Source organism: Ahrensia marina, from assembly GCF_001293565.1.
Taxonomy (GTDB): domain Bacteria; phylum Pseudomonadota; class Alphaproteobacteria; order Rhizobiales; family Rhizobiaceae; genus Ahrensia; species Ahrensia marina.
Genome location: NZ_JXMU01000010.1, coordinates 79,267 through 93,925, shown reverse-complemented (window position 1 = coordinate 93,925; position 14,659 = coordinate 79,267). Strand labels below are relative to the sequence as shown.

Below are 14,659 nucleotides of genomic sequence, written 5' to 3'. Positions count from 1 at the left end.
GCCTCTCATGTTAAAGGTTGCAGGACGTGTTATGAGTAAAAAATCTGCCAGCCGCATTTCGGCAAATTTCTTCAAGTCCGTATCAATCTTGGCGGTCGGTGTCTCTCTCGCATCGTGCGCCGGAGATACGGTTCGTTTCAGTGATGGTTTTTATACCGGTGCTGTTCCAAAGCAGAGTGTTGGCGCGGTAAATACCCCATATCCTCAAGAAGCGCAGCAGCAGGCGTATCAGGATCCGGCGCAAGATTATAGCGCACCGGGCGGTGACGGCATTGATAACACTTATACTGCATCGGTTAACCGGACAGGACCACGCATCCGTTCGCGCGTACATGTGCCGAGCGCGCCCGTGCAGCGATCGCTTTTTGGCCAACGCCAGCCGGTTTATACACAGCCGCAAAGCGCGCATACGCAGCCCGTTGATACAACTTATACAAACTCGATCCCGCGCCAGAGCACTGTGCAGCGACAGTCGCTTTCCGCGCCGCAGCCGATGCCTGCAAAGCCTGAGCCACGAACTGTAGCAAAGGCAGAGGTTCCTTCATCGCAGCAAACTGCGAGTGCGGCTGCAACGAAGCAGGAAGGATGGACCGCTGCCGGTGGAACCTATGTGACGATGCGCCAAGGCGAGACGGTTTATAATCTGGCCAAGCGTTATGGCGTTCCAGCAAATGCCATCATGGAAGCCAACAATATTTCCGATCCAAAAGGTGTAAATGCCGGAACACAAGTCATTATTCCGACCTATGTCTATTCCAGAACCGCACCGATTTCGACGCCGGATAACAATGTGGCTGTGCGCTCTGCAAGCTCAAATATAGGTGGCCGCTCAGAGTTTCCGATGTCAATTGCACCGGTTCCTCAAAAACGCCCGCAGGGCGTTCAGGTTGCATCCCTTTCACCTTCGGTGCCGCAAGCTTCCACGCCGCAAGCTGAAACAGTTGTGAAGCCGAAAACGACTGACAAAAGTTCGATTTCAACGATTGATTCTTCAAGCACAGCAAATGCGCCGGCAAATACCGGTGTTGAAGCATTGCGCTGGCCGGTTCGCGGGCGCGTTGTGTCCAGCTATGGCTCGAATGTGGGCGGAAAAGGCAATGACGGTATCGATATATCCGTACCGCGCGGCTCGACTGTAAAAGCGGCTGAAAACGGCGTGGTGATCTACGCCGGTGAAGGGCTGAAAGAGTTTGGCAAGACTGTGCTCGTGCGTCACGATAACGGCCTTGTCACCGTGTACGGGCATTTGGATAAAATCAGTGTTCAGCGCGGTGATAATGTCAGCCGCGGCCAAAACGTCGGTGCATCAGGCATGACCGGTAGTGCAAAACAGCCTCAATTGCATTTTGAGGTTCGCAAGAACACAACACCGGTTAACCCGATGACCTATCTGCGATAAGACTTTCAAAATTCAAGAAAAAGCCGCTTTTTTAGGGCGGCTTTATTGTTTAGTCCTTGAGTTTTTGCCCGAGTTCTCCGGCAAGATCGTTTATGAACTGCCAGGCGACACGGCCGGAACGGCTGCCGCGCGTTGTCGCCCACTCCAGCGCCGCGCGCTGCAATTCATCCGCATCAATTTTCAAGTCATGATAGGCCGCATAGCTTTTGACCATGTCGAGATATTCGTCCTGACTGCATTTGTGAAAACCGAGCCACAGGCCGAAGCGGTCTGACAAAGATACTTTTTCTTCCACGGCTTCCGACGGATTGATGGCTGTCGAGCGCTCGTTCTCAATCATATCGCGCGGCAAAAGATGGCGCCGGTTGGATGTCGCGTAGAATATGACATTGTCGGGCCTGCCTTCAACACCGCCATCAAGCGCTGCTTTCAGTGATTTATACGAGGTGTCGTCATGGTCGAACGACAAATCATCGCAGAACAAAATGAAGCGGTGCTTGCTGTCACGGATTTCGACAAGCAGAGCAGGGAGCGCATCAATGTCTTCGCGGTGAATCTCGATAAGTTTGATTTGCGTGTCTTTTGTTTTTGCGTTGACGGCAGCGTGCGCCGCTTTGACCAATGAGGATTTACCCATGCCGCGCGCGCCCCAAAGCAGGACATTGTTTGCAGGCAGACCATTGGCGAAACGCTGTGTGTTATCCAGAAGAATATCGCGCACACGGTCCACGCTTTTTATCAGGCTGACATCAACGCGATTTACTTTTAAGACAGGCGTCAGTGCGTTTTTACCGGCATCAAAAACAAAGCAGTCAGAGGCATCAAGATCGGACTTTGCGACGGTTTGAGGCGCCAGCTTCTCGACGGCTTGGATTAGCAGATCAAGCTTAGCAGATAATTCTGAGCTTAAAGATTGAGCATCATTTGCCATTTTCGGGACTTTCAGTTGTTTTGTCGCGGGAAAACACGCCGGTTTTGGTTGCATTAGAAGGGTTCGTGACTATATTCGCGACACATTTCAAGGTCCAATGTGCCTTGGTTAGTCTTGAGGAGCTATTTTATGTTTATTACCCCAGCATTTGCGCAGGGTGCGACTTCCGTTGGTGGTCCGGATATTCTGACGTCACTTTTGCCATTCGTTCTGATCTTTGTGATCATGTATTTCCTGATCATCCGTCCACAGCGTAAAGCAATGAAGGACCGCGCTGCGATGCTTCAGGCAGTTCGCCGTAATGATACGGTTATCACAGGCGGCGGCATTGTGGGTAAGGTGACTAAAGTTATCGATGATAACGAGTTGGAAGTTGAAATTGCCGCGAACACGAAAATTCGTGTGCTGCGTTCGATGCTTTCAGATGTGCGCGTTAAAGGCGAGCCTGTTGCCGCAAATGACGCACCTGCGAAAACTGATAAAAAGTAACAAAATCAAAAATCTGCACGCTTAAGTGCGCATTTTGATTCAACAAGCGCGAACATTGATACATGCTATATTTTTCTCCCTGGAAAACTGTTCTCATTTGGCTGACCGTCTTTGTGGGGGTGATGTTCGCGTTACCAAATCTTTATCCGGCGTCTGTTTCGAATAATTTACCGGATGTTGTGCCCTCCAAGGCAATGACACTCGGGCTCGACCTTCAAGGCGGTGTACACCTTCAATTGAAGCTTGACCGCAATGAGCTGGTTGAAAACCGGCTTGAATCTGTACGCGATCAGGTTCGCCAATTGCTGCGTGAGGACGGTATTGGCTATACCGGCCTGTCCGGAAAAGGCCAAACTGTGTCTGTTCGTATTCGCAATGAAGCCGATGTTGAAATGGCAATGGAATTGCTGTCGGAACTGGCGGCACCGGTTGTCGGCAACACATTTACGGGCACGGCGGTTACCGAAGTCGATATCGCACCACGTGAAGATGGCAGTCTTGAACTTATCCTGACTGATTCCGGACTTGATTACCGGATGCAGCAGGCGTTGGCGCAAACTGTTGAAGTTATCCGCGGCCGTATTGACGAACTTGGCACAACCGAGCCGATCATTCAGCGGCAGGGTGATGATCGTATTATTGTTCAGGTTCCCGGCGCTGATGATCCGGAGCGTGTAAAAGAACTAATCGGTACGACTGCGCGTCTGACATTCCAGATGGTTGATGTTCAAAATTCGGTTGAGGACGCAATTTCAGGCCGTCCGCCGGTGGGCACTGAAGTTCTTTACAGTCAGGATGATCCGCCAATACCGTATCTCGTTGAAACACGCGAACTGGTCACAGGCGAAAATCTTGATGATGCAGGTGTTTCATTTGATCAAAACACCAATGAGCCGGTTGTTACCTTCCGGTTTGACGGAACCGGTGCGCAGCGTTTTGGCCGTGCCACCACACAGAATGTTGGCCGTCCGTTTGCCATTGTTCTTGATGATCAGGTTGTTTCAGCTCCCGTAATCAATGAGCCTATTTTAGGTGGTTCGGGACAGATTTCCGGCAGTTTCAGCGTTGAAGGCGCGAACAATCTCGCGATTTTGCTTCGTGCAGGTGCTTTGCCGCTAAAACCAACCTTTGTGGAAGAACGTACCGTTGGACCTAGCCTTGGTGCGGACTCTGTCGCGGCCGGTGAGATCGCCGGTATCGTTGGCGGATTGCTTGTTCTGGCATTTATGTTTGCAGCCTATGGACTGCTGGGCTTGATTGCCAATTTGGCTCTGATCATCAACATTGTTTTGCTGATTGCCGGCCTATCCATGCTGGGAGCGACGCTAACGCTGCCCGGCATTGCCGGTATTGTTTTGACCGTTGGTATGGCGGTTGACTCAAACGTGTTGATTTTCGAGCGTATACGCGAAGAAAAGCTGGCGGGACGATCGCTTATTCAAGCGGTTGACGCCGGTTTCCAGCGTGCGTTGACAACGATTGTTGATGCCAACGTGACCACACTGATCGCTGCCTGTATCCTGTTCTACTTAGGTTCAGGTCCAATTCGCGGATTTGCGGTGACGCTGGCTATCGGTATCGTGACAACGGTATTTACAGCCTTCGTTCTAACACGCTGGATGGTGGCGTGGTGGATCCGTAACCGTAAGCCGAAAGAGCTTCCGTCCGGATTTATCAAACTTGTTCCTGATGGTACAAATATCGGCTTTATGTGGCTGCGCCGCTTTACCTTTACTGGGTCTGCTATCGCGGTCGTTGCCTCAATGGTTTTGTTTGCAACGGTAAACATGAACCTTGGTATTGATTTTAAAGGCGGATCGCTTGTCGAGGTGCAGTCCAAGGCTGAAACTGCTGACGCCGGTGATATCCGTTCGCGTTTGTCCGATCTTAACCTTGGTGAAGTTCAGGTGCAGGGGTTCGGTTCGCCGCAAGACATTCTGATCCGCATTGAAAGTCAGGGCGGCGGCGATAACGCCGAACAAAGCGCATTAAACCTCGTACGTTCGGAGCTGGAAGCGGACTATAACATAAGACGTGTTGAGGTTGTTGGGCCAACTGTGTCGGGCGAACTTGCACAGGCCGGTACGATCGCCGTTTTGGCGGCTCTTGCTGCAATTCTGGTCTATATCTGGCTGCGGTTCGAGTGGCAGTTTGCGCTTGGTGCGATCATTGCCACGTCGCATGACGTGATTTTGACAATCGGCATGTATGTGATTACGGGCTTGGAGTTCAACCTGTCCTCCATTGCCGCTATTTTGACGATTGTCGGTTACTCGCTCAACGATACTGTTGTTGTTTATGACCGCGTCCGCGAGAATTTGCGGCGCTATAAGAAGATGACCTTGCCGCAATTGCTCGACAAATCAATGAACGAGACCTTGCCGCGTACAACACTCACATCTGTAACGACATTGCTCGCGCTGATCGCACTGTACTTCTTTGGCGGTGAAGTTCTGCAAAGCTTCGTTGCGGCTATGATTTTCGGTGTTGTTATCGGTACATTCTCGTCGATATTTGTCGCAGCACCATTGCTGATCCTGTTCAGACTGCGCCCGGGTGCGCTGTCTGAAAAGGACAAATCCGTTGATGAAGAAAAAGCGGCGACGGCAAATACAATGCCAATCGATCTCGGGTAACGCTGCTACATGGCTAAAGGCATTGAAATCCACGAAGCACATTTTCCGGGCCGTGCGCAGATAGATGCCTATGGCAATGGCGGGTTTCGCTTTGCGGATATGTCCCATCGCGGCTCGGTTTTGCTGCTGCCATCGGGTATTTATGGCTGGAAAGCAGCATCCATGAGCGATGTTACGCTTGAGGCTTTACAGCCGGTACTGGATGAGGCCGATAATATTGACGTATTACTGCTTGGATGCGGTGCTGATTTGCTGCGCGTACCTTCAGATGTGCGCGAAGCGATGCGCGAGAAAGGCATTAGCTGCGACAGTATGAGCACTGGCGCTGCCGTGCGCACGTTCAACGTTTTATTGGCAGAGGAGCGCAGTGTTGCCGCAGCGCTCATTGCTGTTGAAAAAGCATAGTTTGCGTTAGTTATACTCTATGAGCAAAACGCCGATCCTCAATCATTTGCGCGATGTTGATCGCGAAGCTTACATTGCGAGCCTTTTCCTGAGCGAGGACAAGCGGGAAGCGGCGGCAGCCTTATGGGCTTTCAATGCCGAGATTAACCGCATACGTGATCTTGTTTCCGAAGCTTTGCCGGGTGAAATACGGCTGCAGTGGTGGCGCGATGTTGCGACGGGTCTGCGTCCCGAAGAGGGCAGGCAACATCCGGTCGGCGAGGCTCTGCTCTCAACAATCGAGCAATATAATTTGCCAGGCCATGCATTTGACGCGCTTTGTGAAGCGCGCATTTTTGACCTTTATAATGATCCAATGCCAGGTCTGGCCGATTTTGAGGGCTATCTGGGTGAAACGCGGTCGGTTCTCTTTCAGATGCTGGCGCAAATCCTGACCGGCCAAGCACCGGAAAACGGCGATGCTGCCGGTCATGCCGGTATTGCTTATGGCATTGCGCAACTATTACGGCGCATGGCGCAGCATCGTGTGCGCGGTCAGATTTTTGTACCTAAGGAATTGTTGCAGATTAGTGGCCTGTCCGATGCGCAATTTCTATCTTTGGACGATCCATCATCAGCTAATGGCACGGTTTCTGCGCTCACCGCACTTGGGCGCGATCACTTGCAGAAGGCCGAGACTGCCATTGGCGCATTGCCAAAAGAGCAGCGCAGCGCCTTTATTCTTCTCGGAATTTGCCAACCGATATTCAAGCGTGCGGAAAAGCGTGGCGGCGACATTGCTTTTGAACCGTTCGGCATTTCACCTTTTACGGCGCAGTGGTATCTTACCCGCTATGCGACAAAGCTTTAAAAGAGCTTGGCTCTAATCAGAGTTTGTAAAAACGCAGTGGTTTTGAATTTTCACGCGCCACCAGTTTTTTAGCTTCAAGGTCAAGCTGGACACATTTCATCCACCAGCCGGATGTTTTTCCCTGCGGAAACAGATCATCGGGTAAATGGGGCAAAAGTGCTTTTTTCATTTCTGCTGCGGTCATGCCCGGTGTCGTATCCGGCAGAACGGCAAGTAAAGCTTTCTTCATCGCATCATATTTAGACGCGTCAACGCGGGAGGTTTGTCCTGGAATATTGACATTTTCGACAATGACTTTGTCGTCACCCATGATCTTACTCCGCAGCTTGTTGCGAGGCGATGCCCAACCATTCACGAACAGCTATTTTAGCACGTGCCGTGTAAGCCCGTTTCTTGGCCTGTGCCTTATCCTTACCACGAAAACGGCCGACATGGCCCTCCGGTTTTTGAATGGCACCAGCTTCAAGCGGCGGGAACAGGCCGAAATTGACATTCATCGGCTGGAACGAGCGCTTGCCGCTTTCTTCTTCGTGAGCAAGATGGCCAACGGTAATGTGGTTCAGCAGTGCGCCAAAGGCTGTTGTCACGGGCGGTAAATGGGGCTTTTCACCGGACGCCTCTGCAAGCGCAAAACGTCCTGCAAGCAAGCCCATTGCTGCTGATTCCACATAACCTTCACAGCCGGTAATTTGTCCTGCAAAGCGCAATCCCGGACGTGATTTAAGCGTCAAATCCTCTGCCAACAAAGTTGGCGAGTTAAGGTAGGTATTGCGGTGCAGGCCACCCAGACGTGCAAATTCGGCATTTTGCAGGCCGGGTATCATGCGCAGAATATCGGTTTGAGCGCCGTACCGAAGCTTGGTTTGGAAGCCGACCATATTATAGAGCGTGCCCAGAGCGTTGTCCTGTCGAAGCTGAACAACCGCATAAGGCTTTTCGTCACGTTTATGCGCGTTTGTAAGGCCCATTGGCTTCATCGGGCCATGGCGCAAGGTTTCGCGGCCACGTTCCGCCATGACTTCAATCGGCAGACAGCCGTCAAAATAGGGTGTGCCTTCCCACTCTTTAAAGTCGGTTGTATCGCCGGCAATCAACGCATCAATAAAAGCATTATATTCTGCTTCATTCATCGGGCAGTTGATATAGTCCTTGCCGTTACCGCCGGGGCCGACCTTGTCGTAGCGTGACTGGAACCAGCATGTGTCCATGTCGAGCGAATCAAAATGGATAATCGGTGCGATGGCGTCAAAAAATGCCAATGCTTCCGCACCGGTTTCCTGCTGAATGGCTTCGGCAAGTGCCGGTGCTGTCAACGGGCCGGTCGCAATGATAGTCTGCTCCCATTCACGCGGCGGCAGGCCCGTAATCTCTTCACGTACGACTTCAATGTCAGGATGCTTCGCAATTTTCTCGGTGACAAGGTCAGAAAAGCCGTCACGGTCCACCGCAAGCGCAGAACCTGCCGGTACCTGAACCTGATCGGCACAGGCAATAATCAAAGATCCAGCCAGACGCATTTCGTGGTGAATGAGGCCGACTGCGTTCAGATCGGAATCATCCGAGCGAAACGAATTGGAGCAAACCAGTTCGGCCAGACCGTCTGTCTTATGCGCTTCGGTGCCACGCACACCGCGCATTTCATGAAGTATGGCTTTGCCGCCATTTTGAGCGATTTGCCAGGCAGCTTCTGATCCGGCAAGTCCGCCGCCGATAATGTGAATGGTTTTTTTTGTCATGCGCTCAAATAGCGTGAATGTGATTATGGTTCAACAATACAAAACACCCGCCGGGGGGAGGATCCGACGGGTGTTTTTATCGTGGTTCGCTTTTCTGGGAGGAAAGAATGCGAGCCACCCAATAAACTCTGAATTTTTTGATACAGCTTAGATTGTGTTTCCACGCGCTGATTTCAATGCAATTTCGTAAATTGCTTCGCGCTTGATACCTACATCGGCCAACTCGCGATTGGAGAGGCGAGACAACTGATGTGCTGTGCGACGCGCTGTGCGCCATGTGTTGAATGAACGTGCAATTGACATCTTTAATTTCTTTCTGTGTTCGTTTGAACCGTCTAACTGCCCCAATATGGACATTTAAATCGATTTTAGTAGACGTAATGCTGCATAGCACTCATGCATTTTTGCAGTGCAATATATTTCGAAGCTTTTTAGTGATCCAAAACAAAAAACACCTGCCGGTGGAAGGACCAGCAGGTGCTTTATGTATGAGGGTTGGCGGGAGGAACCGACCCTCGGAAGCCGCTATTAATTGGGAGGAGAGAAAGCGGCTTCTATACTTAACGTTCGATTTGGTAAGACTGACGCGCGATTGAAGCGATATCGCCGCGGTTAATGCCTAAGTCATTCAATTCACGTGCAGAAAGGCGTGAAAGTTCGTTGAATGTGCGGCGAGCTTGACGCCACGCTGTAAAAGAGCGTTTGATGTTCATTTCATTATCCTATCGTGATCATCACAAGTATTTTCTTGTGTTTTTAATTCTGTTGGCCGCCATGTATGCCCCGGCAGCGCATTTGACCAGAGCTATTTATGCATAGGCCCCATGCAATTGTGCATTGCACAATTTTGCCCTGTTTATTAACTGGATGCGGGTGTGGTATAAGGCGCTAAATGTCTGAAAAATATCAGTTTTGGAGTTAACTTGTCCAGTTTGATAGAGCGCCAAATTCAAGATTGGCAAAAACGTGGCGTGATCGATGACCAAGTTGCCGTATCATTGCTGGCAGATATCAACGCATCCGCAGCGAAAAAAGCATTCGGTAGTCCTTCGACGACCAAAAGAGTAACGAGACGATTCTCGTTCTTTCAGGTGTTGGTAGTCTTTGCAGCCATCTGCTTTGCCGCAAGTGTAGCATTGTTGATCGCCTCAAACTGGGAGGCGATACCGCGATTGGTGCGCACGATCGGTATTTTGTGTATTGTGGCAGCCGGACTTTTGGGCGGTGTATTCGTTCATGGGCGCTATGGCACCAAATCCCGATATGTGGAAGAGGCTTGCTATTTGATCGCGGGCGGTGCTTTTTTGAGCGCTGTCGCTCTTGTGGCGCAAATGTATCATATTTCAGGCGACGAACGCGGCGCTGCTTTATTGTATGCTGTCGGTTTGGGAGCCGGTGCCATTGCTGTGCGTTCGCTGGTGCTGACGGGCGGCGCACTATTTTTCTGGACCCAGTGGCATTTTGTAGGACCGGATCCGGCCAATCTTCTAAGTCTGCCGGTCTGGGTTTTTTATGCCGCGCTGGGCGCTGCGCTGCTTGTTTCTTTGCTGCTCAACTCGAAATGGGCCAAGACGATGGTGCTCATCGCTGCTGCGGCGGGTCTACTGCCGCTTGCGGCTGATATTGCCTGGTGGATTTTGGAAGAGATTATTGACGGGCTAGAATGGTTTTTTGATCTGCCGGATATTGTGCGCCAAGTCATCTGGGGAAGCATGCTTCTGGCAGCAACCTATTTTATTATGTTGCCGTCTCCTGACGCGGCACGTAAATCAGGCTTTTTCACCCGCAACAGGGTAGAGTTCAGTTTTATTGCAGGATGTTTCGCGCTTCTTGCATTGCACGAGTTTGGTGATGAAGGTCTGTTTTCCTTTGTGCTTGCGGGTTTGGTGATCGGATTTATTTTGCTGACACTGTATCGGCACGGCAAAGAACATGTCCCTGTTCGCTACCTGTGCTACGCGATTTTCCTTATTGAAGTTTTCTACCTTTATGCGGAGACAATCTCTTCAATGGTTTCGACATCAGGCTTCTTGATGCTTTTGGCGGTTTTCCTAGTTGTTGTGGCAAGCTTTGTTTACCGGATGGAAAAGCGGTTTGCTTCAACAAAGAATAAAGATGAGGCAGCGGCATCATGAATAAACAGGCAAAAAAAACGTATCACCTTGCCGGAGCACTATTCACCATTGCTTTGATGTGGGTATCCGTTCTGTGGATGATTGAGAGCAGGGCATCTATTCTGCGGGACGGGCAGGAGATCGTTTTAAAAACGCAACCGATAGACCCGCGGGATTTTTTGCGCGGACGTTATGTGCGGCTCAATTTCGGTATTAGCCAAATTGTTGTGAAAGATTTCGCCGAGCTGTTTCCCGATTACAAAAATACGATTTACGAGGGGCGGCCAATCTATGTGATTGTTCAGGAAAATGACGAGGGCAGACATGAATATGCTCGTCTGCAATTGCAAACGCCGGAATCAGGTCTGTTCATTAAAGGGACTTTGAGCACTGTTTACCGGCTCATTGACAAAGAAAATGAGGGACATGTGTCCATAAAATTCGGGATTGAGCGCTTTTATGCATCCGAAACAGTGGCTCCTGACCTGGAAAAACGTATGCGGGATGGAGAAGTTACCGACATTGTTGTCGCAGTTTCGGCCGACGGAAGCCCGCAAATTAAGGCTTTAAGGCAGGGAGAACGAAACTTTTTAACAGAAGTTCTCTATTAAGACACTTTTTTGATCATTTTCTATTTGATCACTGCGAATGCGGTGGTATAGGAGCCGCGACTGACCATACGCCTCGGCGTGCTGGTTTGCGGATATGGCGGAACTGGTAGACGCACTGGATTTAGGTTCCAGCGCCGCAAGGCGTGGGGGTTCGACTCCCTCTATCCGCACCAGCCGGGGTCGGTCTGCCTGCGTTAGGGCAGGTTCTACCAATGCGATTTACCCGGCGCATGGAGGTGGTTATAGACCTCGTGCAATGCCATGCGAAAAAAGAAGGTTATGATATGCAGGTCACTGAAACCCTTAATGAGGGCCTGAAACGCGAAATCAAGATTGTGGTGCCTCAGGCCGATCTTGAAGCTAAGCTGACCGAAAAGCTCGAAGACGCAAAGGGCAAGGTTAAACTAAACGGTTTCCGCCCTGGTAAAGTGCCTGCTTCGCATTTGCGTAAAATGTACGGCAAGTCATTTATGGCTGAGACTGTAAACGAAATTCTGAACGAAACACCGCGCACAGTTCTTGCCGACCGCAAAGAGCGTTCTGCGACGCAGCCAGAAGTTCAAATGACAGAAGACGAAGCCGAAGCACAAAAAGTGCTCGACGGCAAAGCCGACTTCGAATTCTCGCTTTCATATGAAGTTATTCCTGACATCGAAATCAAAGATTATTCCGGTATTAAGGTAACACGCGAAGTTGTTGATATTCCTGACTCTGAAGTTGACGAGCAGGTATTGAAAATTGCGCAGTCAGCAGCTGAATATTCCGAGAAAAAAGGCAAGGCTGAAGAAGGCGATCGCATCACTATGTCTTATGCAGGCAAAGTTGACGGCGAGCTTTTTGAAGGCGGTGCTGACGATAATGGTCAGCTTGTACTTGGCTCAGGCCAATTTATTCCTGGCTTTGAAGACCAGCTTATCGGCAAAAAAGCCGGCGATAAAACAGTTGTTAAAGTGACATTCCCTGAAGAATATCAGGCTGCGCATCTTGCGGGTAAAGATGCTGAGTTTGATGTTGAAGTGAAGCTCGTCGAAAAGGCCGAAAAGGTTGAAATCAACGATGATCTTGCAGCCAAGCTTGGTCTTGAAACTGCTGACCGTCTTCGCGAAGTCGTGCGTGAACAGATCGAAAGCCAGTATGGCGGCATGACCCGCCAGAAAGTTAAGCGTCAGCTTCTCGATGCGCTTGATAAAATGTATGAGCTGGAATCACCGCAAAAACTGGTTGATACCGAGTTCAACAATATCTGGACGCAAATCACTTCCGAGCTTGAAGAAGCCGGCCGTACATTTGCGGATGAAGACACAACAGAAGAAGAGGCGCGCGCCGAATATCTTGCTCTTGCAGAGCGCCGTGTTCGTCTGGGTCTTGTTCTTTCTGAAATTGGCGAGAAGGCCGAAATTCAGGTTAGCGAACAGGAAATGCAACAAGCGCTTATGGCACAAGTTCGCCAGTATCCTGGTCAGGAAAAGCAGATCTATGAATTCTTCCAGAAGAATCCGGATGCTGTTGCCAACCTTCGCGCGCCTATCTTTGAAGAGAAGACAGTTGATCACCTGCTCACTCAGGTTGATGTGACTGACAAAACAGTCTCCAAAGAAGAGCTGATGGCTGATGATGAAGCTGAAGCCGAAGAAAAGCCTGCAAAGAAAAAAGCGGCACCTAAGAAAAAAGCTGCTGCAAAGAAAAAAGACGCTGAATAAGCACTTTTCATTCAAGTATTTTAATCGCCCGTTGAGTTTATCTCAGCGGGCGTTTTTGTTTGGGCGCTGAAACATAAATCAGTTTGTTGATTGGGTTTGAAAAGTATTTTTAAAGAATCGCTTAAGGGGAAAAGTTAAAGCAGTTTGCAAGTTAAGCGCTGTTGTTACGGCTATTCGCTGCGCTTTATGCTCTTGAACTGCATGAATGACCGCTATGTTTGTTGGTAGTTTGGTTGTTCAGTTCAAAGGCCGACAGCATGACGACACTTCGTTTCATATTGGGTGACCAATTATCGACAGACCTCTCGGCACTCAATGATGCGGATAAGAAAAACGACATCGTGCTTATGTGCGAAGTGTGGGGCGAAGCCACGTATGTGCGGCACCATAAGAAAAAGATCGCATTTATTTTCTCGGCGATGAGGCACTTTGCCGAAGATTTGAAAAGCAAAGGCTACAGTGTTGTCTATAAGCGGCTGGATGAACATGATGATGCTGATTTTACCACCGCGTTGAAAAGAGTAATTCAGCACCATTCGATTGAAAAACTTATTGCGACCGAAGCCAGCGAATACCGTGTTTTGGAAATGCAGAAGTCGTGGTCTGACAAGTTCGATATTGATGTTGAACTGCGTGGCGATGACCGTTTTCTAAGTACCAAACAAGATTTTGAAAAATGGGCGGATGGCCGAAAAGAATTGCGTATGGAGTATTTCTACCGGGAGATGCGCAAGAAAACCGGACTTTTAATGAACGGTGAGGAGCCGGAGGGCGGCAAGTGGAATTATGATAAGGAAAATAGGGAGCCTCCCAAGGACGGTTTGCGTTTTCCTGATCGGCCGGACTGGTCTGTCGATTCCATAACACGTGACGTGTTGAAGCTGGTTGAAAAGCGTTTCGACAGCCATTTCGGCGATTTAAAGCCGTTTGAATATCCAGTGACGCGCAGACAGGCCACGCATTACTTAAACTGGTTCATCGAAAATGCACTGGAGGATTTCGGCACCCATCAGGATGCGATGGTGCAGGATGAAGCGCTGATGTATCACTCTCACTTATCAGCCTTGATCAATGTCGGTCTGCTTGGCGCGCTGGAGTGTTGCGAGGCGGCAGAAAAAGCTTATCAGGAGGGCAATGCGCCTTTAAATGCTGTCGAAGGCTTTATTCGCCAAATCATCGGCTGGCGGGAGTTTATTCGCGGTATTTACTGGATGAAAATGCCTGATTATGAATCTTCCAATGAGTTCAACGCAAAGCGTGATTTGCCTGAATGGTTTTGGTCTGGAAAGACGCACATGAACTGCCTTAATCAGGCAATCAGTGAAACGAAGCAAAACGCTTATGCCCATCACATTCAAAGGTTGATGGTGATCGGTAATTTCTCACTGCTGGCGGGGTTGGACCCGAAACAGGTGCAGGAATGGTTTCTACTGGTTTATCACGACGCTTATGAGTGGGTGGAAATGCCGAATGTTGTGGGCATGGCGCTCTATGCGGACGGCGGCGTCTTTGCATCCAAACCCTATGCGTCTTCTGGATCTTACATCAACAAAATGTCGGACTATTGCGGACAGTGCAGCTACAGTGTGACAAAGAAAAATGGCCCGAAAGCCTGCCCATATAATTATCTTTACTGGAATTTTCTCGTCGAAAACCGGGAGCTGCTTTCCAAAAACCAGCGCATGGGAATGATGTATAGCAGTCTGGACCGTATGAGCGATGACAAGAAAGATGCCATCAGGGACGATAGTAAACGCTTTTTAAAAGCACTTGACGAAGCCTAGGCGA

General features: G+C 49.9%; 14 protein-coding genes and 1 tRNA gene. 10 read left to right on the top strand and 5 right to left on the bottom strand.

The annotated features are described in order from the left end of the window. Positions 1 to 31: 31 nt before the first annotated feature. Positions 32 to 1,399, top strand: coding sequence for a M23 family metallopeptidase (locus tag SU32_RS07910; protein ID WP_053998807.1), 1,368 nt, complete (start codon positions 32 to 34; stop codon positions 1,397 to 1,399). A 49-nt stretch (positions 1,400 to 1,448) separates the two neighbouring features. On the opposite strand, the gene SU32_RS07905 is transcribed toward SU32_RS07910, so the two are convergent. Beyond that, positions 1,449 to 2,330, bottom strand: coding sequence for an ATP-binding protein (locus tag SU32_RS07905; RefSeq protein WP_053998895.1), 882 nt, complete (start codon positions 2,328 to 2,330; stop codon positions 1,449 to 1,451). 129 nt (positions 2,331 to 2,459) lie between these two features. Here SU32_RS07905 and yajC point away from each other — a divergent pair, with 129 nt between their 5' ends. The 4 genes from yajC to SU32_RS07885 all read left to right on the top strand — a co-directional run bounded on the left by yajC (position 2,460) and on the right by SU32_RS07885 (position 6,710). Beyond that, the gene (yajC, locus tag SU32_RS07900; protein WP_053998806.1) at positions 2,460 to 2,819 is read left to right on the top strand and encodes a preprotein translocase subunit YajC; all 360 of its coding nucleotides are present in this window, start codon (positions 2,460 to 2,462) and stop codon (positions 2,817 to 2,819) included. 62 nt (positions 2,820 to 2,881) lie between these two features. Beyond that, positions 2,882 to 5,455, top strand: a complete 2,574-nt coding sequence (gene secDF, locus SU32_RS07895) for a protein translocase subunit SecDF (RefSeq protein ID WP_053998805.1) — start codon at positions 2,882 to 2,884, stop codon at positions 5,453 to 5,455. A gap of 9 nt (positions 5,456 to 5,464) precedes the next feature. Then, the gene (locus SU32_RS07890; protein WP_053998804.1) at positions 5,465 to 5,860 is read left to right on the top strand and encodes an Mth938-like domain-containing protein; all 396 of its coding nucleotides are present in this window, start codon (positions 5,465 to 5,467) and stop codon (positions 5,858 to 5,860) included. A 19-nt stretch (positions 5,861 to 5,879) separates the two neighbouring features. Further along, entirely contained in the window at positions 5,880 to 6,710 is an 831-nt protein-coding gene (locus SU32_RS07885; RefSeq protein ID WP_053998803.1) for a phytoene/squalene synthase family protein, read from the top strand. Positions 6,711 to 6,726: 16 nt separating this feature from the next. On the opposite strand, the gene SU32_RS07880 is transcribed toward SU32_RS07885, so the two are convergent. From SU32_RS07880 to SU32_RS17080, 4 genes are all read right to left on the bottom strand, one after another. Beyond that, entirely contained in the window at positions 6,727 to 7,020 is a 294-nt protein-coding gene (locus SU32_RS07880; RefSeq protein WP_053998802.1) for a DUF6958 family protein, read from the bottom strand. 4 nt (positions 7,021 to 7,024) lie between these two features. Beyond that, positions 7,025 to 8,446, bottom strand: coding sequence for a methylenetetrahydrofolate--tRNA-(uracil(54)-C(5))-methyltransferase (FADH(2)-oxidizing) TrmFO (gene trmFO, locus SU32_RS07875; protein ID WP_053998801.1), 1,422 nt, complete (start codon positions 8,444 to 8,446; stop codon positions 7,025 to 7,027). A gap of 147 nt (positions 8,447 to 8,593) precedes the next feature. Then, complete coding sequence (locus SU32_RS07870; protein WP_082376578.1) at positions 8,594 to 8,749, bottom strand: DUF1127 domain-containing protein; 156 nt, start codon at positions 8,747 to 8,749, stop codon at positions 8,594 to 8,596. 257 nt (positions 8,750 to 9,006) lie between these two features. Next, the gene (locus SU32_RS17080; RefSeq protein WP_082376556.1) at positions 9,007 to 9,159 is read right to left on the bottom strand and encodes a DUF1127 domain-containing protein; all 153 of its coding nucleotides are present in this window, start codon (positions 9,157 to 9,159) and stop codon (positions 9,007 to 9,009) included. A gap of 210 nt (positions 9,160 to 9,369) precedes the next feature. Between SU32_RS17080 and SU32_RS07865 the strand changes: the two genes are divergently transcribed. The 5 genes from SU32_RS07865 (at position 9,370) to SU32_RS07845 (ending at position 14,655) form a co-directional block, all read left to right on the top strand. Continuing rightward, positions 9,370 to 10,581, top strand: a complete 1,212-nt coding sequence (locus SU32_RS07865; RefSeq protein WP_160316301.1) for a DUF2157 domain-containing protein — start codon at positions 9,370 to 9,372, stop codon at positions 10,579 to 10,581. Beyond that, positions 10,578 to 11,171, top strand: coding sequence for a GDYXXLXY domain-containing protein (locus SU32_RS07860; protein WP_053998798.1), 594 nt, complete (start codon positions 10,578 to 10,580; stop codon positions 11,169 to 11,171). Before SU32_RS07865 ends, SU32_RS07860 begins: the two co-directional genes overlap by 4 nt. An 88-nt stretch (positions 11,172 to 11,259) precedes the next feature. Further along, a tRNA-Leu gene (locus tag SU32_RS07855) sits at positions 11,260 to 11,344 on the top strand. A 111-nt stretch (positions 11,345 to 11,455) separates the two neighbouring features. Next, positions 11,456 to 12,871, top strand: a complete 1,416-nt coding sequence (gene tig / locus SU32_RS07850; protein ID WP_053998894.1) for a trigger factor — start codon at positions 11,456 to 11,458, stop codon at positions 12,869 to 12,871. Positions 12,872 to 13,128: 257 nt separating this feature from the next. After that, complete coding sequence (locus SU32_RS07845; RefSeq protein ID WP_053998797.1) at positions 13,129 to 14,655, top strand: cryptochrome/photolyase family protein; 1,527 nt, start codon at positions 13,129 to 13,131, stop codon at positions 14,653 to 14,655. Positions 14,656 to 14,659 lie beyond the last annotated feature (4 nt).

What these genes read in the sequence shown, in the direction of transcription:
- SU32_RS07845 (WP_053998797.1), top strand. Translation starts at nt 13,129, where the DNA reads ATGACGACACTTCGTTTCATATTGGGTGACCAATTATCGACAGACCTC.
- trmFO (WP_053998801.1), bottom strand. Translation starts at nt 8,446, where the DNA reads ATGACAAAAAAAACCATTCACATTATCGGCGGCGGACTTGCCGGATCA.
- secDF (WP_053998805.1), top strand. Translation starts at nt 2,882, where the DNA reads ATGCTATATTTTTCTCCCTGGAAAACTGTTCTCATTTGGCTGACCGTC.
- SU32_RS07910 (WP_053998807.1), top strand. Translation starts at nt 32, where the DNA reads ATGAGTAAAAAATCTGCCAGCCGCATTTCGGCAAATTTCTTCAAGTCC.
- yajC (WP_053998806.1), top strand. Translation starts at nt 2,460, where the DNA reads ATGTTTATTACCCCAGCATTTGCGCAGGGTGCGACTTCCGTTGGTGGT.
- SU32_RS07885 (WP_053998803.1), top strand. Translation starts at nt 5,880, where the DNA reads ATGAGCAAAACGCCGATCCTCAATCATTTGCGCGATGTTGATCGCGAA.
- SU32_RS07870 (WP_082376578.1), bottom strand. Translation starts at nt 8,749, where the DNA reads ATGTCAATTGCACGTTCATTCAACACATGGCGCACAGCGCGTCGCACA.
- SU32_RS07860 (WP_053998798.1), top strand. Translation starts at nt 10,578, where the DNA reads ATGAATAAACAGGCAAAAAAAACGTATCACCTTGCCGGAGCACTATTC.
- SU32_RS17080 (WP_082376556.1), bottom strand. Translation starts at nt 9,159, where the DNA reads ATGAACATCAAACGCTCTTTTACAGCGTGGCGTCAAGCTCGCCGCACA.
- SU32_RS07905 (WP_053998895.1), bottom strand. Translation starts at nt 2,330, where the DNA reads ATGGCAAATGATGCTCAATCTTTAAGCTCAGAATTATCTGCTAAGCTT.
- SU32_RS07880 (WP_053998802.1), bottom strand. Translation starts at nt 7,020, where the DNA reads ATGGGTGACGACAAAGTCATTGTCGAAAATGTCAATATTCCAGGACAA.
- tig (WP_053998894.1), top strand. Translation starts at nt 11,456, where the DNA reads ATGCAGGTCACTGAAACCCTTAATGAGGGCCTGAAACGCGAAATCAAG.
- SU32_RS07890 (WP_053998804.1), top strand. Translation starts at nt 5,465, where the DNA reads ATGGCTAAAGGCATTGAAATCCACGAAGCACATTTTCCGGGCCGTGCG.